Genomic DNA, 23,442 nt, shown 5'->3' with positions numbered 1-23,442 from the left:
ACGCGGCACATCGACTGTGCCGGCATCCCCTCTGGAGGAATCCTCTTGTTCAGCGCCATCGCGCGGGTCTTCCGCACTCCCGACCTTCGGCGGAAGATCGCATTCACTCTGGCGATCATCGCCCTGTACCGCTTCGGCGCGCATGTGCCGGCGCCGTTCGTCGACTTCCCGAACGTGCAGGAGTGTCTGCGCCAGTCTTCGGGGACCGAGGGCCTGCTGTCGCTCGTCAACCTGTTCTCCGGCGGCGCACTGCTGCAGCTGTCGATCTTCGCGCTCGGCGTCATGCCGTACATCACCGCGACGATCATCGTGCAGCTGCTGCGCGTGGTCATCCCGCACTTCGAGACCCTCTACAAGGAGGGCCAGGCGGGCCAGGCCAAGCTGACGCAGTACACGCGCTACCTCACGATCGCGCTGGCTCTCCTCCAGTCCACGACGCTCGTCACGGTCGCCCGCAGCGGTCAGCTGTTCGGCACGACCAACATCCCCGAGTGCGACCAGCTCCTCACCAACGACGTGTGGTGGGCGCAGCTGCTGATGATCATCACGATGACCGCCGGCACCGGCCTCATCATGTGGTTCGCCGAGCTCGTCACCGAGCGCGGCATCGGCAACGGCATGTCGCTGCTCATCTTCACGTCGATCGCGGCGCAGTTCCCGGTGTCGATGTGGGCCATCTGGCAGTCCAAGGGCTTCGAGGTCTTCCTGCTCGTGCTGGCCGTCGGCATCGTCGTCGTCGCGCTCGTCGTCTTCGTCGAACAGTCGCAGCGCCGCATCCCGGTGCAGTACGCCAAGCGCATGGTCGGACGTCGCACGTACGGCGGCACGAACACGTACATCCCGATCAAGGTCAACATGGCCGGCGTCGTGCCCGTCATCTTCGCGTCGTCGCTGCTGTACATCCCGGCGCTCATCGCACAGTTCAACCAGCCGCAGGCCGGCCAGGACGTGCCGGGCTGGGTCACCTGGATCAACCTGTACCTGGTCAAGGGCGACCACCCGCTGTACATGATCCTGTACTTCCTGCTCATCGTCGGGTTCACGTACTTCTACGTCGCGATCACGTTCAACCCCGTCGAGGTCGCCGACAACATGAAGAAGTACGGCGGCTTCATCCCGGGCATCCGCGCGGGTCGTCCGACGGCGGAGTACCTCGACTACGTGCTGACGCGCATCACGCTGCCGGGCTCGATCTACCTGGGTCTCATCGCCCTGCTGCCGCTCATCGCCCTGGCGACGGTCGGCGCCAACCAGAACTTCCCGTTCGGCGGCGCCTCGATCCTCATCATCGTCGGCGTCGGCCTCGAGACGGTGAAGCAGATCGACGCACAGCTCCAGCAGCGCCACTACGAAGGGCTTCTCCGATGACGCGACTCCTGATCGTCGGCCCGCAGGGCTCGGGCAAGGGCACCCAGGGCATCCGCATCGCGGAGGCGTTCGGCATCCCCGCGATCTCGACGGGCGACGTCTTCCGCGGCGCGGTCGCGGCGGGCACCGACCTGGGCCGGCAGGTGAAGGCCATCATCGAGGCCGGCGACCTGGTGCCCGACGAGCTGACCAGCGCGATCGTGCGCGAGCGGCTGTCGGAGCCCGACGCCGAGGGCGGCTTCCTGCTCGACGGATACCCGCGCAACCTCGTGCAGGTCATGCACCTCGACGAGTTCCTCGAGGGCGTCGACGAGGCGCTGGACGCCGTCATCGAGCTCGACGTGCCCCGTGACGAGAGCATCGCCCGCATCGCCCGCCGCGCGGCCGAGCAGGGGCGCAGCGACGACACCGAAGAGGTCATCGCGAACCGTCTGGCGATCTACGAGCGCGAGACGGCCCCGATCCTCGACATCTACCGCACGCGCGGGGTCGTCGACCGCATCGACGGCGTCGGCACGCTCGACGAGATCACCGATCGCATCATCGCGTCGCTGCAGGCCCGTGGCCTCGGCCGCGGCGCGGCCGCCTGAGCCGTGGCACTGCGTCGCTCGATCTACAAGTCGCCCGCTCAGCTGCGGGCGATGGTCGAGCCTGGTCTCATCACGGCGGCGGCTCTCGAGGCCGCACGTGCGCTGGTGGCGCCCGGGGTGACCACGCTGGAGCTGGATGCCGCGGCTTCGGCGGTCATCACTGCCCGGGGTGCAAAGTCGAACTTCCAGATGGTCCGGGGCTACCGCCACACGATCTGCTCGTCTGTGAACGAGGAGGTCGTCCACGGCATCCCGGGTGACCGTGTGCTGGCGGCGGGCGACATCCTGTCGATCGACGCCGGTGCCGAGTTCAAGGGCTGGAACGGCGACTCCGCCTTCACGATCGTGCTGCCCGACGAGGCCCGACCCGAGGTCGTGGCCGAGCGGCAGCGCCTGTCGGACGCGACCGAGGGGTCGATGTGGGCCGGGATCGCGGCTCTCGCGACGGCGAAGCACATCGGCGAGATCGGCGCGGCCATCCAGGCCCACATCGAGGCGAACTCGCCCGACCCTTCGACGGGATCAGGAGGGACGTACGGGATCCTGCGCGAGTACGTCGGTCACGGCATCGGACGCAAGATGCACGAGTCGCCGTCGGTGTTCAACTACCGCGTGCCCGACCCGGGTCCCGAAGTCCGTCCGGGCCTCGTGCTCGCGATCGAGCCCATGGTCGTCATCGGCGATCAGGCGACGTTCGTCGAGGACGACGGCTGGACGGTGTCCACGATCGACGGCACAGCCGGTTCACATTGGGAACATAGCGTCGCCGTGCACGATGACGGTATCTGGGTGCTCACCGCACCCGACGGGGGAGCCGCGGGACTTGCACCCTTCGGCGTGACCCCGCGCGCGATCGCCTAGGAGGCTCGACACACATGGCACAGGCTGCAAAGAAGACGAACTGGTTCGCGATCTGGGTGACGGCGGGCGTCGTGATCGCCCTCGTCCTGGTGACGGTCCTGGTCGTGACCCTGAACAACGCCGCGGCCCCGAAGCCGCTGCCGACGGAGGTGAACACGCCGTCCGCGTCGAACATCGACGCTGAGACGGGTGCGATCCACGTCGGCGAGGGCGCGGACAACCTCGCGACGTACGTCGACTTCATGTGCCCCATCTGCGGCCAGTTCGAAGAGACCTACGGCTCCGAGATCCAGGGGATGGTCGACGACGGCAGCATCACGCTCGACATCCACCCGATCTCGATCCTCGACTCGCAGTCGCAGAACACGCAGTACTCGACCCGCGCCGCGAACGCCGCTTACTGCGTCGCCGTGGCGGATGCCGACAAGTCGCTGCCGTTCCTGCAGCAGATGTTCGCGAACCAGCCCACCGAGGGTTCGAAGGGTCTCACGAACAAGGAGATCCTCGGCATCGCCTCGGACGTGGGCGTGAGCGGCATCGATTCGTGCGTCAACGACGGCACGTACGCCGGCTACGTGACCGAGATCACGCTCAAGACCCCGATCCAGCCGGGCTCGTCGGGCATCGGCACGCCGACCATCGCGGTCAACGGCGAGGTCATCGCGAACTCGCAGCTCCCGGCCGCGGGTCAGCTGAACACGCTGTTCCAGTAAGACCTCTCGGAAGGGGGATGCCGCGGGCCGTGGCATCCCCCTTCCGCTCTGTCGGCGGGGTCCCGCGTGGCCGCGCTGATAATCTCGGACCATGTCTATCCCGAGGACTGCCGCTCATCGTCGCGCCACCGGAGCGACCGTCGTCGCCGGGATCATCGGCGCTCTGCTCGTGCCGGCCGGCCTCGTCGGGGCGGCGTCGCCCGCGGTCGCCGTGCAGGGGGAGTGCCCGCCCGGATACCTGCCGGGGCCGCACGTGCCGGACGGTGACGACATCTTCACCGACGACAACGTCGCGGTCTACGCCGGGGGCGACTTCCTCGCGGATGCCGCGGCCGCCGAGTCCGAGGGGCTCATGGTCGTGATGGGCGACGCCACGTTCGACAAGGACGCCGGCGGACGATTCAACGTCGGCTGGGTCGGCGTAGGATCTCAGGTCGCGCCGACGCCCGGAAGCGTCATGCTGGCGGTCGGCAACGGCCTCACCGTCGGAGCGACCACCGTGCTCGACGTGGGCTCGGGTGCGATCGACGCGAACACCGGCGAGCTGCTCGGCGGCGGTGTCCAGGTGGGCGGAACGGCCACACCGGGATTCCCGGCGCCGCAGTACGAGGTCAACAACGGCACGTTCCAGGTCGGCATGGGGGCCGACGCCGTGTCGGAGTGGACGACGTTCGGCGACAGCCTGGTGTCGAACTCCACCGCGTGGGCGGCATTGCCCGACACCGCTCCGGGTGTCGTGGCGGGCGCGTCCATCACGCTCACCGGCGACGGCACGACGGCGCTGCAGGTGTTCAGCATCAGCGCTGCGACGCTGAACACGATCACCGAGGTGAACTTCGTCGGCATCGCCGACGGCGCGAGCGTCGTGATCAACGTGACCGGTCCCGGTCCGGTGACCTTCAGCCCGAACTACTTCTCCGACGACGGGGTGCGCGCCGACGACCTGACGTCGACGCTGTTCGGCCAGGTCGCCCAGCGCACGATGTGGAACTTCGTGGATGCCACCAGCGTCACCTTCGGCGGCTCCAGCCAGTTCCTCGGCTCGGTGATGGCGCCGGCCGGCTCGTTCGACATCACCGCGAGCATGAACGGCCGTGTGTACGCGGGCGCCGACATCCACATGCACGGCGTCGGCAACGAGCTCCACAACTATCCGTGGAACGGCGACGAGTACGACTGCATCCCGATCCCTGACCCGGGTGGGACCGGCTCGGTGCAGATCACGAAGGTGCTCGACAGCACCGGCGTGGTCGAGGCGGACCGCGTGTTCTACGGGTGGATGCAGTGCACCGGCGAGGGGATCGACGGCGACTTCTACTCGGAGGGCGAGATCCGCGCGGGCGAGACCATCACGGTGAGCGATCTGCCGATCGGCGCGGAGTGCGAGGTCTTCGAGGACCTCACGCGCGCGCGGTCCGGTCAGGAGCCGGTGCCGGCCGGCTTCCTCTGGGCGGAACCGGTCTGGATGATCAACGGAGAGGTGGTCGACGAGCCGATCTTCACGGTGGTCGACCCGGACGCGCCCGTTCAGGTCGCGATCACGCTCACGAACACGCTGCTGGGACGCTTCTCGGTCACCAAGACCGTCGACGGCACGGACGGCACGTACATCGGCGACCGCGCCTTCGCGATCGACTACACGTGCGACGCGGAGGGATTCGACGACGCGGGCGTGCCTCTGGGAGAGGGCTCGGACGCCGGCACGTTCAGCGTCGCCGCCGGCCAGACCGTGACGAGTGCGTGGTACCCGGTCGGAACGACCTGCCAGGTCTCGGAGCCGACGCCCGAGTCCCAGGACGGCGACTTCGCCGACGACGGCACCCACTGGAACGCGCCGACGATCACCCCGTCGTCGTTCACGATCGGAGACGACGACGCGACGCCGCTCATGGTCACGGTGGCCAACACGTTCACGGGTCCGACGCCCACGCCGACGCCGACGCCGACCCCGACCCCGACCCCGACCCCGACCCCGACGGTCACGCCGACGCCTCCTGCGCCGCTTCCCGCGACGGGCGGTACGGTGCCGTGGTGGGCGCTCGCGCTGGGTGGCGGCCTCCTCGTCGCCGGTGCCGCCGTGGTCGCCGTGACTCTGGCGCGGCGCCGGCGCTGATGCGATGAGGGATGCCGCGGCCAGGGGCCGCGGCATCCCCCTCCCGTCGGGCTGCGGCCAGGTTGCCGAGGCATCCACTATCACGTATGCTTGATCTTTGGTGCGTTGCGCCTGTATTGGCGTGTCGTCGCACCGAATCCCATCCACCGCAGATCGACCGGTCTGCACAAGTGTTAGCGAGCGTATGGCGAAGAAAGACGGTGTCATCGAGATCGAGGGCGTCGTGTCCGAGGCCCTGCCCAACGCGATGTTCCGTGTTGAGTTGAGCAACGGCCACAAGGTGCTCGCCACGATCTCCGGCAAGATGCGGCAGAACTACATCCGCATCATCCCCGAGGACCGTGTCGTCGTGGAGCTGTCGCCCTACGACCTCACCCGCGGGCGCATCGTCTACCGCTACCGCTAGACCGGTCGAGAAGTAACGCCCCAGGTGCTTCGACGGGCTCAGCAACCGAGCCCCCGAGCCTGCCCGGCGAAGACAGCGAAGAGAAGAAGTCATGAAGGTCAACCCCTCCGTCAAGCCCATCTGCGACCACTGCAAGGTCATCCGCCGCCACGGCCGCGTCATGGTGATCTGCAAGAGCAACCCGCGCCACAAGCAGCGCCAGGGCTGAGATCCGGCTTGGTGGATGCCGCGAGCTGCGGCATCCACTCCCCACAACTGAATACGAACCTCAGGCAGGATCAGAACCCGCCCCTCGACGAACTCGGGGAACCGGCGGGGGACACCTCGGGCGGAGGCCCGGGCACCGATCCTGCTCCACACCTCCACTCACTCTCAGGAGAACCGCATGGCACGTCTTGCCGGCGTTGACATCCCGCGCGACAAGCGCGTGGTGATCGCCCTCACGTACATCTACGGCGTGGGCCGTACCCGCTCGAACGAGATCCTCACCGCGACGGAGATCGACGAGAACATCCGCGTCAAGGACCTCACCGACGACCAGCTCGTCGCGCTCCGCGACTACATCGAAGGCAACTACAAGGTGGAGGGTGACCTCCGTCGCGAGGTCGCCGCCGACATCCGCCGCAAGGTCGAGATCGGTTCCTACGAGGGCCTGCGCCACCGCCGCGGCCTCCCGGTGCGCGGTCAGCGCACGAAGACGAACGCGCGTACCCGCAAGGGCCCGAAGCGCACCGTCGCCGGCAAGAAGAAGGCGCGCTAAGGCGCGGCCCCCAGGGTTTAGGAGAGCAAAGCAATGGCACAGGCCAAGTCCGCTGCGCGCAAGCCGCGCCGCAAGGAGAAGAAGAACATCGCGCTGGGCCAGGCCCACATCAAGTCGACGTTCAACAACACGATCGTCTCGATCACCGACCCGTCGGGCGCCGTCATCAGCTGGGCGTCGTCGGGTGGCGTGGGCTTCAAGGGCTCGCGCAAGTCGACGCCGTACGCCGCCGGCATGGCCGCGGAGTCCGCTGCCCGCCAGGCGCAGGAGCACGGTGTCAAGAAGGTCGACGTCTTCGTCAAGGGTCCGGGCTCGGGCCGCGAGACCGCGATCCGCTCGCTGACGGCTGCCGGCCTCGAGGTCGGCTCCATCCAGGACGTGACGCCGCAGGCCCACAACGGCTGCCGTCCGCCCAAGCGCCGCCGCGTCTGACATTCCGCCCTTCGACGGGCTCGGGGAGCACCCTGGGCCCGTCGAAAGGCAGGCACGCTTACGGATGCCTCGCCTCGAGGCATCCCGATCAAAACTCAACACCTCACTCACCGCACGTGTCATATAGCGGGCACGTGATCGAAAGGAACACATAGTGCTCATCGCACAGCGTCCCACTCTGACCGAGGAGAAGATCGGGGAGTTCCGCAGCCGTTTCGTCGTCGAGCCGCTGGAGCCTGGCTTCGGCTACACGATCGGCAACGCGCTGCGTCGCAGCCTCCTGTCGTCGATCCCCGGCGCGGCCGTGACGTCGATCCGCATCGACGGCGTCCTCCACGAGTTCAGCACCATTCCGGGTGTCAAGGAGGATGTCACCGAGATCATCCTCAACATCAAGCAGCTGGTCGTCTCCAGCGAGCGTGACGAGCCCATCACCGCGTACCTGCGCAAGACCGGCGCCGGTGAGGTCACCGCCGCCGACATCTCTGCTCCGGCCGGTGTCGAGGTGCACAACCCCGAGCTCGTCATCGCGACGCTCAACGACACCGCCAAGTTCGAGCTCGAGCTCACCATCGAGCGCGGCCGCGGCTACGTGTCGGCGACGCAGAACCGCAACGAGTACGCCGAGGCCGGCCAGATCCCGGTCGACTCGATCTACTCGCCGGTCCTGAAGGTCTCGTACCGCGTCGACGCGACGCGTGCGGGCGAGCGCACCGACTTCGACAAGCTCGTGCTGGACGTCGAGACGAAGCCCTCGATCACCCCGCGCGACGCCGTCGCCTCGGCCGGTCGCACGCTGACCGAGCTGTTCGGCCTGGCCCGTGAGCTCAACGTCGAGGCCGAGGGCATCGAGATCGGCCCCGCGCCGGTCGAGACCGTCCTCTCGAACGAGCTGTCGATGCCGATCGAGGACCTCGACCTGTCGGTCCGTTCGTACAACTGCCTCAAGCGTGAGGGCATCAACACCGTGTCGGAGCTCGTCGCCCTCTCGGAGACGCAGCTCATGAACATCCGCAACTTCGGTCAGAAGTCGGTCGACGAGGTGCGCGACAAGCTCATCTCGCTCGGCCTGTCGCTGAAGGACTCGGTCCCCGGGTTCGACGGCGCGCACTTCTACGGCGGATACGACGACGAGACCGTCTGATCCCCCCGATCGACTTTTCACACTGGAGTAACTGAGAATGCCCAAGCCCACGAAGGGTCCCCGCCTCGGAGGCGGCCCCGCCCACGAGCGTCTGCTGCTTGCCAACCTGGCCGCTGCGCTGTTCACCCACAAGTCGATCAAGACGACCGAGACCAAGGCCAAGCGCCTGCGTCCGCTCGCCGAGCGTCTGATCACGTTCGCGAAGCGCGGCGACCTGCACGCGCGTCGTCGCGTGCTCTCGGTCATCGGTGACAAGGAAGTCGTGCACGTCCTGTTCACCGAGATCGCGCCGCTGGTCGCGGACCGTGAGGGCGGCTACACCCGCATCACGAAGGTCGGCAACCGCAAGGGCGACAACGCGCCCATGGCCGTCATCGAGCTCGTCCTCGAGCCCGTGACCAAGAAGCCGTCGGCGAAGAAGGCCGCTGCCGCCAAGGCCGCGCCCGTCGCCGAGGAGGCCCCGGTCGAGGAGGCTCCCGCCGAGGAGACCGTCGAGGCCGGCGCCGAGTCGCAGGACGAGGGCGCCGCCGCCGAGGCTGCGGCCGAGGAGGCCGTCGAGGCCCCCGCCGAGGAGAAGTCCGAGTAATCGGATCGCCGGGCGTCGCCGCCCGGCAGGCCGCGGCCTCTGGCCCGGCCACCCTTGCACCGCGAGACCCGCCACCCGTCAGGGTGGCGGGTCTCGCTGCGTTGCGGGGGAGGGATGCCGCCGGCCCTGCCCCTGTCCTCATTCGAGGAACTGAGCCGAGATGCGGAGAGCCGCTCGGCGTGTCGGTCCGCATCCGGGCTCTGCTCCTCGGCTGAGGACCGGCGGCGCCGCGGGGCCGCGTCAGCGGTCGGCGTCGAGGCGCGCCTGCTGCAGGCGCACGAAGAGCTCGGCGCGCTCGCGGCGCTCATCGGCGACGCGGTCGACGGCCGCGGCCACGGTGTCGGCGAAGATGCGCCCGCCGCCGGCGCCGGGGTGGATGCGGTCGCCCGCCAGCAGGTCCTCATGCGGAGCGATGGCACCGGCCCAGTCGGCGACGACCACGTCGGGGTGCGCGGCGGCGAACGTCTGCAGATCGGCGTTCACGCCGGGGATCCAGTCCCGCGGCGCGTAGGCGTTGACGAGCACGAGGCTGCGGTCGGGGCCGAGGTCGTCGGCGATGCGGTCGAGAGCGTCGTGGTCGACGGGGCCGTTGGTGCCGAGCGCGACCACGACGTAGCGGCGCAGCTGCCCGTCGGCGGCGAGCGACTCCACGATGCCGGGCCCCGCGCGCATCGGGCGCGACACCTCGGCGTCGACGTCGATTCCCGGCAGCCGGTCCATGAGGCCGCCGGCCGAGGCCAGCATGACCGAGTCGCCGATCGCACTGATCTGGTCGCCGGGTACGCCGCCGTCGGCCGGCGCGGGCGGCGCCGTGGGAGCCGGCGTGAACTCCGGCGAGACGCGAGCCCGGTCGAGGGCACGCCGGCCGGCCTCGACAGCGGCCTCGGCGCTCGACTCGTCCGGAGCGGCGGCCACAGCGGCACCGGTGCCGGCGAGCATCAGGACCCCCGCGAGTGCGGCGCCCAGCACACGCAGGCGGGCGCGGGGCCCGCCCTGCAGGCGGCGCCACAGCGCGCGCAGCGACGCGCGGAAACCGTGGCGGCGCACCGGCGTCTCGACGAACCGATACGACGCCGTGGATGCCGCCAGCGTGAGCGCCAGAACCCCGAGGCCGATCGGCACCGGCACGACGGAGGTCGTCGTCGCACCCCGCAGCACCGCCATGGCGAGGACGAGCAGCGGCCAGTGCCACAGGTAGATGCCGTAGGAGCGGTCGCCGACCCAGCGCAGCGGGGCGACGTCGATCGCGCGACCGAACCGGCCGCCCGGCCATACGCCCGCGGTGATGGCGACGGCGCTCAGCACGCTGGCGGCGAGCAGGGCACCGGGGAACGCGGCGCCGGAGTCCGCCGTCGGCAGCGACGCGACCGCGACGACACCGGACAGTGCGACGACGCCCGCGACATCGGCGGTCCTGCGTGCGGTGCCCGTCCGCGTCCAGTGGGGGCGGGTGGCGGCGTCCCGGGACGAGGTCGGCACGTGAAGGAAGGGCACGAGCAGGAACGCGAGCCCGACACCCAGCAGCAGCCCGAAGGCGTGGGTGTCCGTCCCGAAGTACGCGCGCGTGAGGTCGCCTCCGTGTGCCGCCACGACGCCCATCCAGGCAGCCGACGCGGCTGCCAGTGCGAAGGCGGCGGCGGCCCTGCCCCACGTGCGGGGCAGCAGCAGGAACAGCGGGAAGACCAGGGGCCACAGCACGTAGAACTGCTCCTCGACGGCGAGCGACCAGAAGTTGCGGAACAGCTCGGGCGCGGCGGCGGAGAAGTAGCCTCCTCCGCCCGCGATCGACAGCCAGTTGGAGCTGAAGGTGGCCGCCCCCAGCACCTGGGCGTCCAGGCGCACCAGGACGTCGCCGCCGACGAGCCAGGCGAGGGTCGAGCACACCGCCACCACCAGCGCGAGTGCGGGCAGCAGTCGCCGGGCGCGACGCTGCCAGAAGCGCCCGAGCGCCACCCGGCCCGTCGCGGCGCGCTCGCGCAGCAGCAGGCTCGTGATGAGGAACCCGCTGATCACGAAGAACACGTCGACGCCGACGAAGCCGCCGGGCAGTACGGCGGGCGGGAACAGGTGGTAGCCGACGACGAGGATCACGGCGATGGCCCGAAGACCGTCCAGTCCCCGGAAGCGGGCGGACGGCTGGGTGGAGGGCGCGATCGACGACATCAGTTCTGCAGGAACGGGAGAAGGGGGAAACGGCAAGTCTACGTCGCCGAGCGCGACGTATCACCTCAGCGGCACGCGCCTCTATGCCCGCGAGGGACCGAGCGCTAAGGTGGGGCCAAATCGGGGTTATGGGGACCTCCGAGGGGCCTGGGGACGCGCGTGAGGGAGCGCGCGGCACACAGGGCGCGCGAAGGGAGAATGCGTGTCCGCATCTGGGGTGTCGAGCGAGCCTGCCGCACGCGCGGAGCCTGCCGGCTCGGCGGCGCAGTGGGTGGGTGCTCCGCGCGCCCGGTCACGAGGTGGGCTGTCGATCTACTCCATCCTGCTGATCATGCTGCTGTCGGTCAGCGTGCTGTCGAGCATCGTGGTCGGCGTCATCGGATACGTGAACGGCACCCAGGCGCTGCGGGGGATCGCCTACGAGCGGCTCGTCGAGATCCGCGAGAACCGCGCCCGCGAGGTCACGCAGCTGTTCGACGGCATCGAGAGCGCCGTGCGACTCGCCGCCCTCGGCGACACCAGCAAGCAGGCCGTGCGGGCGTTCGCCGACGGATACGCGCAGCTGCAGGGCGTGTCCCTCGACGGCGCGGCGTCCACCGCGGTCGACGGGTACTACCGCGACGTCTTCGCGGCGCAGCTGGCGGAGGCGACCGGCGCGACCGTCGACGGGGCGAGCTTCGCCCCGCACACCGCGGCGCAGCGCTACCTGCAGTACTACTACGTCACCCCGTACGACGACTGGGCCGACGCGATCCGCAACGACGGGGCCGACGATCCGAGCGCGTGGACGCAGGCGCACCGCGACTACCACCCGTACTTCCGTGCGATGACCCAGCTGCAGGACTTCGAGGACGTGCTGCTCATCGACACCGAGGGCGATGTCGTCTACACCGCCTACAAGGGCGTCGACCTCGGCACGAACCTGTTCGACGGGCCGTACCGGCTGTCGAACCTCGCCGACGCCTACCGCGAGGCGATGGCCCGCAACATCGTCGGCAACGTCGTCCTCGCCGACTTCGCGCCCTACAACCCGAGCCTGGGCACCCCCGCCGGGTGGGCGGTGACCCCCATCGCCGATGACGGGGAGATCATCGGCGCGCTGGCCGTCGAGCTGCCGATCGATCGCATCAACGACGTGATGACCGTCGACGGGGCGTTCGCCCTCAACGGGCTGGGCGCCACCGGCGAGACCTACCTCGTGGGCGAGGACGGCTACATGCGCTCGGTCTCACGCGCCCTGCAGGACGATCCCGCGGCGTACGAGAAGGCCGCCGTCGCGGCGGGGCTCGCTCCGGAGGCCGCGCGCCTGAGCGTGGAGAACGGCGACACGCTGCTGCAGCAGTCGATCGGAGCGGACGGCGTCACGCGCGCGATCGCGGGCGACACCGGAACCGTGCTCGAGACCGACTACCTGGGCCGCGAGAGCCTCACCGCGTATGCACCGCTCGACATCGACGGGCTCGACTGGGTCATCGTGGCGCAGCAGACCGAGGCGGAGGCGATGGTGCCGGTCGAGGACTTCACGCGCAACCTCATCCTCTCGACCGCCGGCATGATCATCTTCGTCTGCCTGCTGTCGCTCGTGCTCGCGCAGGTGTTCGTGCGCCCGCTGCGCCGCCTCAAGACCGCGGCGCAGCGCATCGCCGCGGGCGAGGAGGGCGTGCAGGTCGACGCCGGGTCCAGCGACGAGCTCGCGGACGTCGCCGACGCGTTCAACGACATGAGTCGCAGCCTGCAGGTGAAGTCGCAGCTCATCGAGGACCAGGAGCGCGCCAACGAGGAGCTCATCCTGTCGTTCATGCCCGAGGGCATGGCGAGCCGGTACAAGCCGGGGGACGAGGCATCCATCACCCAGGACAGCGACGACGTGACCGTCGTCTTCGCCGACATCGTCGGGTTCGAGGCGTGGGCGCTGTCGCTGTCGTCCGACGACGCGATCGCACGCCTGAACGACCTCGTGCGCTCGTTCGACGAGGCCGCGGAACGGCACGGCGTCGAGCGGGTCCGCACGACGCGGCAGAGTTACCTCGCGAGCTGCGGGCTCGCCACGCCGCGCGTCGACAACGCCCGCCGCGCGGTCGAGTTCGCGCGCGAGCTCGATGCGATCCTGGAGCGCTACTCGGCGCAGCAGGGCGTGGAGCTGACCCTGCGGGCGGGCCTGGACTCGGGCAAGGTGACGAGCGGCCTCATCGGTCGTGCGAGGGTCGTCTATGACATGTGGGGGGATGCCGTCAATCTGGCGTTCCGCGTGCAGGGCGACTCCGACGAACCGGGCATCTACATCACCCAGCGGGTCGCGGACCATCTGCCCGACTCGATCCCGGTGCGACCGGCCGGCGAGATCGAGACGCAGAGCGGCGGTCAGCGGGTGTGGAAGGTCGAGACCCCGGCCGTCGTGCCGGTGAACACGGCCGCAGAGGCGTGAGGCGGAGACCGTGTCCGACATCGCACAGCAGCCCTGGTTCTGGCCCGCGGTCATCGTCTCGGTAGGTCTGCCGCTCACGCTCATCGGGCTGACCGAGCTCTACAACGCGCTCGTCCGTCGTGGCAGCAGGGCGGCGCCGATCGTCGCGATGGTGCGGAACTACGTCGTGCCGGTGGCAGGTGTGCTCGTCCTGCTGAGCCAGCCCGGCGCGTGGCAGGGCTCGGGCACGTGGCCCAAGGTCGTCTGGACGGTGTTCGGCCTGCTGGTGATCGTGGTGACGATCAACGCGGTCAACCACCTCGTGTTCCACCGTGCCGAGAAGGGGTCGTGGCGCGACCGGTTCCCGACGATCTTCAGCGACCTGATCCGATTCGTGTTCATCGTCGTCGGCATCGCGCTGCTCTTCTGGTGGGTGTGGGGCGCCGACGTCGCCGGTGTGTTCGCGGCGCTCGGGATCACCTCGATCGTGGTCGGCCTCGCGCTGCAGAACGCCGTCGGCTCGATCGTGTCGGGGCTCTTCCTCATCTTCGAGGCGCCCTTCGAGCTCGGCGACTGGATCGAGATGGGCAGCACGCGCGGGCAGATCGTCGAGGTCAACTGGCGCGCCGTGCATCTGGAGACGGGCAACGGCACGATCGTGGTGCCGACCGCGGAGCTCGCCGGCGGCACCTTCACGAACCTGTCGCGCAACCCCGAGCCGTACGCCGCGACGATGGCGTTCGAGTTCGGCAGCGACGATCCGCCCGGCCGGGTGCGCGAGCTGCTGGTGGCGGTGGCCCGCGACATCCCGCTCATCGCCGCCGGCCCCGAGCCGACCGCGAAGACGCTCGGCGGCTCGCGCTACGAGGTCGCGATCCCGCTGCGCACGCCAGGGGATCGGGATGCCGTGGCCGATGCGTTCGCGACGCGGCTCTGGTACGCGGCGCGCCGCGCCGACCTGCACCTCGACGGCGATCTCACCGACGAGTGGCGCACGCCCTCGCGCCTGCAGGACGCGCTGCGGCAGATCGCGCCGGCGCTGAGTCTCGCCCCGGGCGACACCGACACCCTCGCCGCGCACACGCGGCTGGAACGGTACTGCGCCGGCGAGTCCCTGCTGCGCCCCGGCGTCGTGCCGGTGGAGACCCGGTTCATCCTCGCGGGGAGCGTCGTGCTCGGCATCTCCACCGACGACGACGGGTTCGTGCAGGTGGGGGTGCTGGGCGTCGACGATCCGGTCGGGCTCACCGCGCTGTCGCGCACGCACACGATCTCGCGGGCCGTCGCGACGACCGAGGTCGACGTGCTCGTGGTGCCGGTGGGTGTCCTCGACGACATCGTGCGTGCGCATCCGGTGGTGGCGCGCGAGATGGTGCGCGAGAGCGACAACCGGGTGCGGCAGGCCGCTGCGGCGCTGCAGGCGGTGGGCCGTCAGCTGCCGCGCGGCCGGGCGGTCGTCGGGTGAGGCATCCCCTCTCCGGCGCATAGAGTGGGCACGTGCGCATCCGGCTCGACATCGCCTATGACGGCACGCATTTCCGGGGGTGGGCGCGCCAGCCGGGCCTGCGCACCGTGCAGGAGACCCTCGAGACGGCGCTCGCCCGCGTCGTCGGCGGCAGCCCGCGGCTCGTGGTCGCCGGTCGTACCGACGCCGGCGTCCACGCGAGCGATCAGGTCGCCCACGTCGACCTCGACGAAGCCCAGAGCGAGCGGATGCTGGCACGGCATGCCCGCCCGTCGGCTGCGGCTCAGACCCCCGAGGACCGTGCGCACGCGCTCGCCGCGCGGATCACGGGCGTCCTGGGGGCGTACTCCGATGTCGCGGTGACCGGGTCGCGCCTTGCGCCCGAAGGCTTCGACGCACGCTTCTCCGCGGTGTGGCGGCGCTACGAGTACCGCATCGCCGACACCGTCACCGGCTACGATCCGCTCGAGCGCAACCGCACGACCACGGTGCGCGCGGCCCTCGACGAGACCGCGATGGATGCCGCCGCCCGTGCCCTCATCGGGCTGCACGACTTCGCGGCCTACTGCAAACCGCGCGAAGAGGCGACCACCATCCGCACGCTGCTGGAGTTCGACTGGCATCGCGACGCGGCCGGCGTGCTCGTCGCGAACGTCAAGGCCGACGCGTTCTGCCACAGCATGGTGCGCGCCCTCGTGGGCGCGTGCGTGGCCGTCGGCGAAGGGCGCCTCGACGTCGACGATGTGGTCGACATCCGCGACGCGCAGGAGCGCGTGCCCGAGGTGAAGGTGCTCGCCGCACGCGGGCTCACGCTGACCGAGGTCGGATACCCCGCGGACGACCTGCTGGCCCGGCGCGCCGAGCAGACCCGCGCGCGGCGCGCCCTGGACTGAGCCGCCGCGCGCGAGCGCGAAGCTAGACTGACCGGACGTTTCCCGCCGGGGGTGGATACGGGGGTCGCATGCGCAGGGTCAATCGATACGTCACGGTCGTCGCCGTCGGTATGGTCGCCGCCGCGCTGCTCGCCGGGTGCGGACCCGCTCCGTGGGACCAGGGTGGCGGCAGCAGTCCGAGTGCGACGTCCACGGCGGTGCCGACGCCCGTGCCCAACGACCTGTCGGGCGGTGCCACGCAGCGAGAGTTGACCGCCGGGTCGGTGACGGCGACAGTCGACTACTGGTCGACGCTCTCGATGGACAAGTGGACGCCGGAGGCGGTCAAGCCGGTCAGCATCGCGCTGAAGACGACGGTCCAGCCCGCGGACGGCCAGAAGGTGTACCTGCAGCGCGCGTCGATGACCGCAGTGCCGTCCTCCGCGGCAGGGCCGCTGGATCCCCTCGAACCCCAGGTGGACGCCGCGACCGTGAGCCCGGGGTACCTCGTGCTCGACCCGTACAGCTACTCGCAGACGTTCAACGTCGGACCGGTGCCCGCCGAGGCCACCTCCGTCACGCTGCAGTTCAGCTACGACTTCCTCGTGCAGACCACGCCGACGTCGAGCGAGTATGCCAAACAGACCGCGACCGACACGATCACAGTTGCTCTGACTGACTGATCAGGCGCTCGACGACCGTCGCCCCGACGCGCTCCCACCGGTCGCCGCCCTTGCCGCTGGCGAGGCGCGCTGCCTCCCTCGCGGTGTACACCAGCGTGTCGAGGTCATAGCCGAGCACCGAGGCCGGCGCCCATCCGGCGCTCGCGGTGGGTCGGATGGGGAGTGCACCGTCCACATCCAGCTCTGTGATCCGCTCGAGGACGGTGCGCAGCAGGTCTCGCACAGCCGCCTCCGGACGCGGGACCAATGCCACGACGGCGCCCGCCGTGGGGGAGCCGACGTCGGACTCGGCGGGGAACACCTCCTGCACGGTGGCCTCCAGCCGCTCCGACAGACGTGAGAACGCCGGCGCACCCGCGCTCTGCCGGATGTCGGCGGCGTCGTCGATCGCGAGGAAGACGACCGACCAGGGCTCGGAGGACTTCTGCGCCCGCAGCAGGCGTTCGCCGGCGGTGTGCTCGAACTGCTGCCACGCCGTCGAGACGGTGGTGGTGCGTCCGAGACCGCTGTCGCGCGCCGTGGCGCCCACGACCGCGACCTGCGCGCACGCCACGTAGACCAGCATCCCTGCCGAAGAGATCAGGCGCACCAGCGTGAAATCGTCGCCGCCCGAAGGCGGGAACACGAGACCCGCGACGAAGGTCGCGGCTCCCGTGACGAAGAACGCGATCGACACGATCACGAGCGGCAGCAGCAGACGGTCCCCGCGCGCGGCCGCGCCGCGGCGCGCCCAGTCCACGACGAACAGTGCCGCGAACACGGACGCCGCGAAGAAGACCGTGCGATAGGTCACCGTGAACCACGCCACATCACCGGCCAGCGCCAGGGCGAGAGCCGAGGCCGCCGAGACGAGCGGCCCCGCCCACACGTGCGGACGCATGCCCCAGTCGGCGCGGAACCCCGACCACAGCAGCGCCGGCGATCCCATCAGCAGACCCAGCGAGGCGCGGCGCAGGGTCTCCATGTCCGCCACTTCGCCGGCGACGACGCCGTACGTCGCGATCATCGCGAGTGCGAACGCGAAGCTCCAGTAGAGCGTCGCGCGTCCGGGCTTCACGAGGAAGGCGACGCCGATCGTGAGCATCGTCGCGAGCGTGGTGATCACCGCCTGCGCGATGCCGAGGTCGACCCCCGAGTCGGAGATGGGATCGGTCATGACGATTCCCTCCCGGTGCGCGGCGGAGCGGCGTCCGGCGCCGGGGCGAGCGGGAGCGTCACGGTCACCGTCGTGCCCGCGCCGGTCTCGCTCTCGACCGACAGGGTGCCGCCGTGGGCCCGCACGATGTCGTTGCTGATGCCGAGGCCGAGTCCCGTCCCGCCGGCCTTCTCCTTCGCCTCCGCGGCGCGGAAGTAGGGCGTGAGAACCAGGGGCAGATCGTCGGCATCGATGCCGATGCCCGTATCGGCGATCGTCAGCACCACGCTGGCGCGATCGATCGCCGCGAGGATGCGCACCTCGCCGTCCCGCTGCGTGTATTTGATGGCGTTGCTCACGACGTTGTCGACGACCTGCCGCAGCCGGAAGCCGTCGGCGGCGATCGGCAGGGCCTCGTCGGCACGCACGTCGATCGTGATGTCCGCCGCGGCCGCTGTCGCCCGGAACGACGCGACGGAGTCGAGGACGATCTGCCGCAGGTCGATGTCGTCCACCTCGTCGCGCCCGCCGAAGCCGCGTCGCGACGTGGTCACCAGACTCTCGGTCATGGTCAGCATGCGGTCGCTCGCGGCGATGATCGACTCGAACCGCTCGCGGGTCCGCGGGGCGAGGTCGTCGAGCTCGAGGGCGAGCTCGGCGTTGCCGATCATCACGGTGAGCGGGTGCTTGAGCTCGTGCGAGGCCATCGCGGTGAACCGTTCGCGCTCGCGCTGGGCGTAGGTGAGCGCCGTGACGTCGTGCACGAGCAGCAGGACGCCGGCATCCTCGTCACCGCGAGCCGCCAGCCGCTTCGCGGTCACCGACAGCGCACGCCACTCGCCCTCGGCGGTGAACAGCCACACGGAGGCATCGGTGAAGGTCTCGCCGCGGGTGGCGCGCGAGAAGGGACGCTCGGAGTAGGGGACCGGCATCCCCCGCAGCCCGGTGTACTCGACGGAGCGGGCGGGGAGGGTCGGATCGAGGAGGTCGAGTCCGTACAGCCGTGAGTAGGCGTCGTTGACGGCGAGGATGGTGCCGGCCTCGGACAGCCGGACGATGCCGGTGTCGATCCCGTTGAGGATCTCCATCGTGCGCCGCTCCTGGTCGGAACGGCGGCCGAGCGTGGCCGTCAGACGTCCCGCCTGCCGGCGCATCAGCCGCCGCAGCGAGCGCGTGCGGCGGAGGGCGAGATGTGCGGTGATCCCGATGAACGTGAGGGAGATCAGCACGACGAACACGCGCAGCGCCGCGATGCTGCTGGAGGCGATCGAGGAGTCGACGAGGAGGATGAGCCCGATCAGCGCGAGCAGGGCCGCCAGCGCGGTGGCCCGGAAGTGCATCGCCACCCACATCACCGGGAACACCCACAGATACCCGAGGCGCAGTTCGGTGCCGCTGGAGACGAGTCCGATCGCCAGCGCATCCGCGAAGGGCACGGCGAGCACCGTGGGCGCCGGCATGCGGGACCACGGGACGGCGAGCGTCGCGAGCGTCAGCACGACGACGGCGAGCGTTCCCAGGAGGAAGTTCCACCGGCCGAAGGTCGCGGGCTGCAGCACCATCACGAGGACCGCGGTGATCAGAACGCTGGCGGCGAGCACGAGCTGGGTGAGCCAGATCGACCGGGTGCGGGCATCGGGCGTGCCGACGACGAACGTCGTCTCTGCCGCCCCGATCCGCATGAATCGATTCTATTTGGCCGTTCATCCGGGATTTCGGGTCGTGCGCCGGGTGTCGGCGAACACGTCTTGCGGATGCCTTGCGCAAACCTTGCGGGAGCGCTCGCCGTCTCTCAGACGGGTGTTGCGGTCGGCGAGGGAGGCTGGAGCCACTCCCGAGAGCCCGGGACCGAGAGATGAAAGCGACGAACGTGACCGACCTGGTGCCCCTCAGCCGCAGTACGCGGACCGCGCGACCCCTGCCGGGCGCGACGGCGCTCGAGGTCATCGCCGACCCGTCGCACGGGTTCGCGGACGACTTCGAGGCCGTGCTCGACGACGGCCCGCTGCACCGGTCGACGATCGGCTGCGTCATCCCCGCGTACAACGAGGAGGCCTCGATCGCGCAGGTCATCGAGGGGCTCCTCGCCCAGACCCGGGTGCCCGACGTCATCCACGTGGTCGTCAACAACACGTCCGACGCGACCGTGCGGATCGCGTCGGAGTTCGCGGGCCCCCACGAGGTCGTGACGGAGCTCGGCGAGCAGTTCACCGAGGTCTTCGTCCACGACATCGGCAAGAACCCCGACAAGAAGGTCGGCGCCCTCAACTACGGCTACGCGCTCGTCGAAGGCTACGACTATCTGCTCGGCGTCGACGGTGACACCGTCGCCGACCCGCGAGCAGTCGAGTACCTCGAGTCGGAGGCGGTCTCGGACACCCGCATCGGCGGCATCTCGGCGATCTATTCGATCGACGATCGCCCGATCAAGGGCACTGTCGCGAGGTTCCTCATCACGGGGCAGCGCTCGCAGTTCGCCGCCTTCAACCTGCACAACCTGCTGCGGGGACGCAACATGGCGGTCCTCGGCGGGCAGTTCTCGATCTTCTCCACGCAGGCCCTGCGCGATGTGATGGCGGCCAACCGGCAGTCCACGCCGTGGGTGAAGGACTCCGAGGTCGAGGACTCGCTGCTGTCGCTGCAGATCAAGAGCGCCGGCTACCTCACGAAGATCAGTCCGTTCGCGCGCGCCGACGTCGGCGGCATGACCACCCTGCGTGCCCTGGACGCTCAGCAGGTGAAGTGGACCTACGGTGCGATCGAGCTCATGTGGCCGGGCCAGCGAGGCGACACCAAGGGGCAGCCGTTCCACCCGAACCTCCGGGTGCGCTGGCTGGAGAACTTCGGCATGCTCACCAACCTCTTCGTGCGCGTGGCGTTCGTCCTGCTCCTGGCAGGGTCCCTGTCGATCGGCGCGTTCGTGTTCTCGCCGTGGTGGCTGCTGGCACCGGCGGTCGCGATCGCCCTGAACACGCGTATGGCGCTCACGATGGGCAACCGCAACGTGCGCGACATCCTGTTCGCCGTGACCCTCGTGCCCGCCGAGATCTACATGTGGCTGCGACTGAGCTACTTCGCGCGGTCGTGGACCCGGTTTCTCTCGCGCAAGAAGGTCGACAACTGGGCGATGCAGGCGAAGGCGGAACGCGGTGCGGGGCTCGGCCACTGGACGCCCCTGATCGTGGTCATCGCGGTGATCGTCGCGACGTCCGTCATCTGGTCGATGCTCGGCCCGATGGTGCAGTCCACGATCCTCTGGATCGGCTGGCCGATCGTGGGTGTCGTGACGGTGCTGCAGACACTGTCCATGTTCTTCAAGCTCATCCGTCGACAGCACGGATACAAGGTCTGACCCGTACCCGAACGGGTCGGAATCCGGGGAGAGGCGCTGGTCCGCGGAATCAGCGCCGGGGGAGGAGACACGGGGATGGCCGCCTGTGGGAGGCGGCCATCCCCGGGCCGGCGAGGAGACGCCTGCTCGTCTGGGGCGAGCGGGCGTCTCGTCGTTCGTCAGGCCGACTCGGCCGTGAGGCGGTAGCCGACGCCGCGCACGGTCTCGATGTAGCGGGGGTTCGCCGCGCTGTCGCCGAGCTTGCGGCGCAGATTCGTCATGTGCGCCTCGACAGCCCGTTTGTCGGCATCCCCGACGTAGTAGCTGGTCACGTAGGACTCTCCGCGGAGGACCAGCGTCAGGTCGGCCTTGCTGCGCACGCGGCGCTTGGACTCCAGCAGCGTCGCGAGCAGGTCGAACTCCGTACGGGTGAGGTCGAGTTCGTCGCCGCCGATCAGCACGACCCGGTTCTCGGGATGCAGCCGCAGATCTCGATGCTCGAGCCATTCCCCGTCCGCGTCGACGGGAACCCGGCCGGCCGCCCCGCCGGAACCGGATGCGGGTGCCACGACGAGCGGGGCCGGCGCGTCGACGTCGCCGACGGCCGGCGCGGTGGGGACCGCCGAGGTGGCGGTGCGCACCGGGAAGGACGGTCCCACGTCGCCCTGTGTGGCCGGAGCAGGCGACGGCGCCGCAGGCACGCCGCGCGATCGGCGCAGCAGCGCCTCGACGCGGGCGCGGAGCTCGCGCGGACGGAACGGCTTGAGCAGATAGTCGTCGGCACCGGCGCCGAGGCCCGCGATCACGTCCGCCTCCTCGCTCAGCCCCGTCAGCATGATGATGAAGGTGTCGGACTGGGCCCGGATGCGCTTGGCCGCCTCGATGCCGTCGATGCCGGGCATGTTGACGTCGATCGTGGTCAGCAGCGGCTTGTAGGTCAGGACGGCGCGCACGCCGTCGATCCCGTTGCCGACGGACACCGTCGAGAATCCGGACGATTCGAGCACCTCGGCCAGGATGTGGCGGATCTCGGCGTCGTCCTCGATGATGACGGCCGTCTTCAGCTCGTCAGCAGGGGTGCTCATGCGTGCGTTCTCTTTCCGGGCGAAGGCGGCGGCTGCGACGATGACCGACCCCAGCCGCGGCCCCCGACGCATGCGCAAGTACCCCTGATGCTACACAGCGGGCCAAATGCCCGGTCCTGCGTCATTCTGCGACCGCGTCCCGCGTGAGCTCCACGGCGCCCGCGGGCCACCACCGGCCGGCGGGTGGACCGCCGTTGCACTCGCCATCGCTCTCGCCGGGCGGCTTCACCCACAGATTGGTGTCGACGACGTCGTCGCCGACGGTGCCGCCGGGGTCGCCGATGCGACGACCCGGAGGGTTGCACCATTCGCCGTTCGATCCGGCGCCGTTGCGTGAGGTGTCGATGATCGCGTGGAGACCGTCCAGGTGCGACGCGACCTCGTGGGCGTACGCGACCTCGTCGGCGGTCGCCATGAAGTTCGAGACGTTGGTGACGAAGCCCCGGATGCCGCTTCCGCCGGCCGTCCGCGACGCGCTGTCGACCCGTCCGATGAGCTCTGCCATCTGCTCGGCAGGGAGCCAATCGGAGTGACCGCCGTCGACGTAGATCCATGTGCTGTCCGCGACGAGGGATTCGACGGCCGCGGCCAGCTGCTCGACGCGTTCCGGGGCGTTCCCGCACTCCGGGGCGAGCGCCAGGCTGTCGGGCTCCAGCAGCACGATCGGCGACGTGTCGGCGGCGTCCCGCAGCGCCTGGCCGATCGCCGTCGTCCAGTCTGCGTACGCGTGCGCGTCGAGGCCGCCGGCCGAGTGCCCGCCGCAGTCGCGGCCGGGAAGGCCGTACACGACGACGGCGATGCGGGCCGACTGCTCGCGCGCCTCGACGGCCAGCTGCGCGATGCGCTCGCCGACCCGGTCGACGGGCTCGCCCTCGGGCGTGAGCCACACCGCCGTGGGCTGCTCGCTCAGATACTGCGCCGCGGCGTGCTCCGGACTGCCGGCTGCCGTCTCGCCGGCGGCATCGCTCGCCTTCGACAGTGCGGAGGCCACCACCGCGGTGCCCCGCGCGGGCGGCTGAGGGGCCTGCGCAGCGCGCACGAGGACGACGGCCACGACGATCGCCGCCACGATGAGCAGGCCTGCGGCTGCGAGGAACGCTGCGGTTCGTCGCGAGAGGGCCACGACCAGACTCTACGAGAGCGCACCCGCACGGTGCGACCGGGGCTCAGGCGGTTCGCGGACGCGAGGCGTTCACGCGAGCAGGCGCGGTGCGCCGTGCCGACGTGCGCCCCGTGCGCCCCCGCGAGGCGGTGCGGCCCGTCTGCGAGCCGATCAGCTCGAGCAGCGCCGCGGCGAGCGGGCTCGCGGTCGACGCCTCGGCGTCGAAGGC

General features: G+C 70.1%; 21 protein-coding genes. 16 read left to right on the top strand and 5 right to left on the bottom strand.

From position 1 onward, the window contains the following. Positions 1–45 precede the first annotated feature (45 nt). From secY to rplQ, 11 genes are all read left to right on the top strand, one after another. Complete coding sequence (gene secY, locus ACFWJ8_RS13225; RefSeq protein WP_378812082.1) at positions 46–1,368, top strand: preprotein translocase subunit SecY; 1,323 nt, start codon at positions 46–48, stop codon at positions 1,366–1,368. Further along, positions 1,365–1,958 carry an adenylate kinase gene (locus ACFWJ8_RS13220; protein WP_378812080.1) on the top strand — a complete coding sequence of 198 codons (594 nt, stop codon included), beginning with the start codon at positions 1,365–1,367 and terminating at the stop codon, positions 1,956–1,958. The genes secY and ACFWJ8_RS13220 overlap by 4 nt, the downstream gene beginning before the upstream one ends. 3 nt (positions 1,959–1,961) lie before the next feature. Beyond that, positions 1,962–2,819 carry a type I methionyl aminopeptidase gene (gene map, locus ACFWJ8_RS13215; protein ID WP_378812078.1) on the top strand — a complete coding sequence of 286 codons (858 nt, stop codon included), beginning with the start codon at positions 1,962–1,964 and terminating at the stop codon, positions 2,817–2,819. A gap of 14 nt (positions 2,820–2,833) precedes the next feature. Beyond that, positions 2,834–3,532, top strand: a complete 699-nt coding sequence (locus tag ACFWJ8_RS13210; RefSeq protein WP_378812075.1) for a DsbA family protein — start codon at positions 2,834–2,836, stop codon at positions 3,530–3,532. 91 nt (positions 3,533–3,623) lie between these two features. After that, positions 3,624–5,645: a choice-of-anchor A family protein gene (locus tag ACFWJ8_RS13205; RefSeq protein WP_378812073.1), complete on the top strand. Its 2,022-nt coding sequence runs from the start codon at positions 3,624–3,626 to the stop codon at positions 5,643–5,645. 184 nt (positions 5,646–5,829) lie between these two features. Beyond that, positions 5,830–6,051, top strand: a complete 222-nt coding sequence (gene infA / locus ACFWJ8_RS13200; RefSeq protein ID WP_018171468.1) for a translation initiation factor IF-1 — start codon at positions 5,830–5,832, stop codon at positions 6,049–6,051. Between the two features lie 91 nt (positions 6,052–6,142). Further along, positions 6,143–6,259, top strand: coding sequence for a 50S ribosomal protein L36 (rpmJ, locus tag ACFWJ8_RS13195; protein ID WP_005050492.1), 117 nt, complete (start codon positions 6,143–6,145; stop codon positions 6,257–6,259). Positions 6,260–6,436: 177 nt separating this feature from the next. Beyond that, positions 6,437–6,811 carry a 30S ribosomal protein S13 gene (gene rpsM, locus ACFWJ8_RS13190; RefSeq protein ID WP_345544200.1) on the top strand — a complete coding sequence of 125 codons (375 nt, stop codon included), beginning with the start codon at positions 6,437–6,439 and terminating at the stop codon, positions 6,809–6,811. Positions 6,812–6,844: 33 nt separating this feature from the next. Next, positions 6,845–7,243 (top strand): 30S ribosomal protein S11, encoded by a 399-nt coding sequence (gene rpsK, locus ACFWJ8_RS13185; protein ID WP_018171470.1) that lies wholly within the window; start codon positions 6,845–6,847, stop codon positions 7,241–7,243. Between the two features lie 154 nt (positions 7,244–7,397). After that, positions 7,398–8,387: a DNA-directed RNA polymerase subunit alpha gene (locus tag ACFWJ8_RS13180; RefSeq protein WP_018171471.1), complete on the top strand. Its 990-nt coding sequence runs from the start codon at positions 7,398–7,400 to the stop codon at positions 8,385–8,387. Between the two features lie 37 nt (positions 8,388–8,424). After that, the gene (gene rplQ / locus ACFWJ8_RS13175; RefSeq protein WP_378812069.1) at positions 8,425–8,973 is read left to right on the top strand and encodes a 50S ribosomal protein L17; all 549 of its coding nucleotides are present in this window, start codon (positions 8,425–8,427) and stop codon (positions 8,971–8,973) included. A gap of 240 nt (positions 8,974–9,213) precedes the next feature. Here the strand turns inward: rplQ and ACFWJ8_RS13170 are convergent, their stop codons facing one another. After that, positions 9,214–11,136 (bottom strand): acyltransferase family protein, encoded by a 1,923-nt coding sequence (locus ACFWJ8_RS13170; RefSeq protein WP_378812067.1) that lies wholly within the window; start codon positions 11,134–11,136, stop codon positions 9,214–9,216. A 202-nt stretch (positions 11,137–11,338) separates the two neighbouring features. Between ACFWJ8_RS13170 and ACFWJ8_RS13165 the strand changes: the two genes are divergently transcribed. The 4 genes from ACFWJ8_RS13165 (at position 11,339) to ACFWJ8_RS13150 (ending at position 16,560) form a co-directional block, all read left to right on the top strand. After that, positions 11,339–13,561 (top strand): adenylate/guanylate cyclase domain-containing protein, encoded by a 2,223-nt coding sequence (locus ACFWJ8_RS13165; protein WP_378812065.1) that lies wholly within the window; start codon positions 11,339–11,341, stop codon positions 13,559–13,561. A gap of 10 nt (positions 13,562–13,571) precedes the next feature. Beyond that, positions 13,572–15,005: a mechanosensitive ion channel domain-containing protein gene (locus ACFWJ8_RS13160; protein WP_378812063.1), complete on the top strand. Its 1,434-nt coding sequence runs from the start codon at positions 13,572–13,574 to the stop codon at positions 15,003–15,005. 32 nt (positions 15,006–15,037) lie between these two features. Next, positions 15,038–15,898, top strand: a complete 861-nt coding sequence (gene truA / locus ACFWJ8_RS13155; RefSeq protein ID WP_378812061.1) for a tRNA pseudouridine(38-40) synthase TruA — start codon at positions 15,038–15,040, stop codon at positions 15,896–15,898. Between the two features lie 68 nt (positions 15,899–15,966). Continuing rightward, positions 15,967–16,560: a hypothetical protein gene (locus ACFWJ8_RS13150; RefSeq protein WP_378812058.1), complete on the top strand. Its 594-nt coding sequence runs from the start codon at positions 15,967–15,969 to the stop codon at positions 16,558–16,560. Here the strand turns inward: ACFWJ8_RS13150 and ACFWJ8_RS13145 are convergent. Beyond that, the gene (locus ACFWJ8_RS13145) at positions 16,538–17,716 is read right to left on the bottom strand and encodes a hypothetical protein (protein WP_378812055.1); all 1,179 of its coding nucleotides are present in this window, start codon (positions 17,714–17,716) and stop codon (positions 16,538–16,540) included. The two genes, ACFWJ8_RS13150 and ACFWJ8_RS13145, sit on opposite strands and share 23 nt — an antisense overlap. Then, positions 17,713–19,377 carry a sensor histidine kinase gene (locus ACFWJ8_RS13140; RefSeq protein WP_378812052.1) on the bottom strand — a complete coding sequence of 555 codons (1,665 nt, stop codon included), beginning with the start codon at positions 19,375–19,377 and terminating at the stop codon, positions 17,713–17,715. Before ACFWJ8_RS13140 ends, ACFWJ8_RS13145 begins: the two co-directional genes overlap by 4 nt. A 188-nt stretch (positions 19,378–19,565) precedes the next feature. On the opposite strand from ACFWJ8_RS13140, the gene ACFWJ8_RS13135 reads away from it, so the two are divergent. Further along, positions 19,566–21,047 (top strand): glycosyltransferase family 2 protein, encoded by a 1,482-nt coding sequence (locus tag ACFWJ8_RS13135; RefSeq protein WP_378812049.1) that lies wholly within the window; start codon positions 19,566–19,568, stop codon positions 21,045–21,047. A 158-nt stretch (positions 21,048–21,205) separates the two neighbouring features. Here ACFWJ8_RS13135 and ACFWJ8_RS13130 read toward each other — a convergent pair whose 3' ends face one another. Beyond that, complete coding sequence (locus ACFWJ8_RS13130; protein ID WP_378812046.1) at positions 21,206–22,111, bottom strand: response regulator transcription factor; 906 nt, start codon at positions 22,109–22,111, stop codon at positions 21,206–21,208. Positions 22,112–22,232: 121 nt separating this feature from the next. Next, positions 22,233–23,234 (bottom strand): glycoside hydrolase family 6 protein, encoded by a 1,002-nt coding sequence (locus ACFWJ8_RS13125; RefSeq protein ID WP_378812044.1) that lies wholly within the window; start codon positions 23,232–23,234, stop codon positions 22,233–22,235. Between the last annotated feature and the right edge of the window lie 208 nt (positions 23,235–23,442).

It is taken from the genome of Microbacterium sp. NPDC058389 (assembly GCF_042722305.1).
In the GTDB taxonomy this organism is placed as follows: domain Bacteria; phylum Actinomycetota; class Actinomycetes; order Actinomycetales; family Microbacteriaceae; genus Microbacterium.
This window is presented reverse-complemented; position numbering and strand designations above follow the sequence as displayed.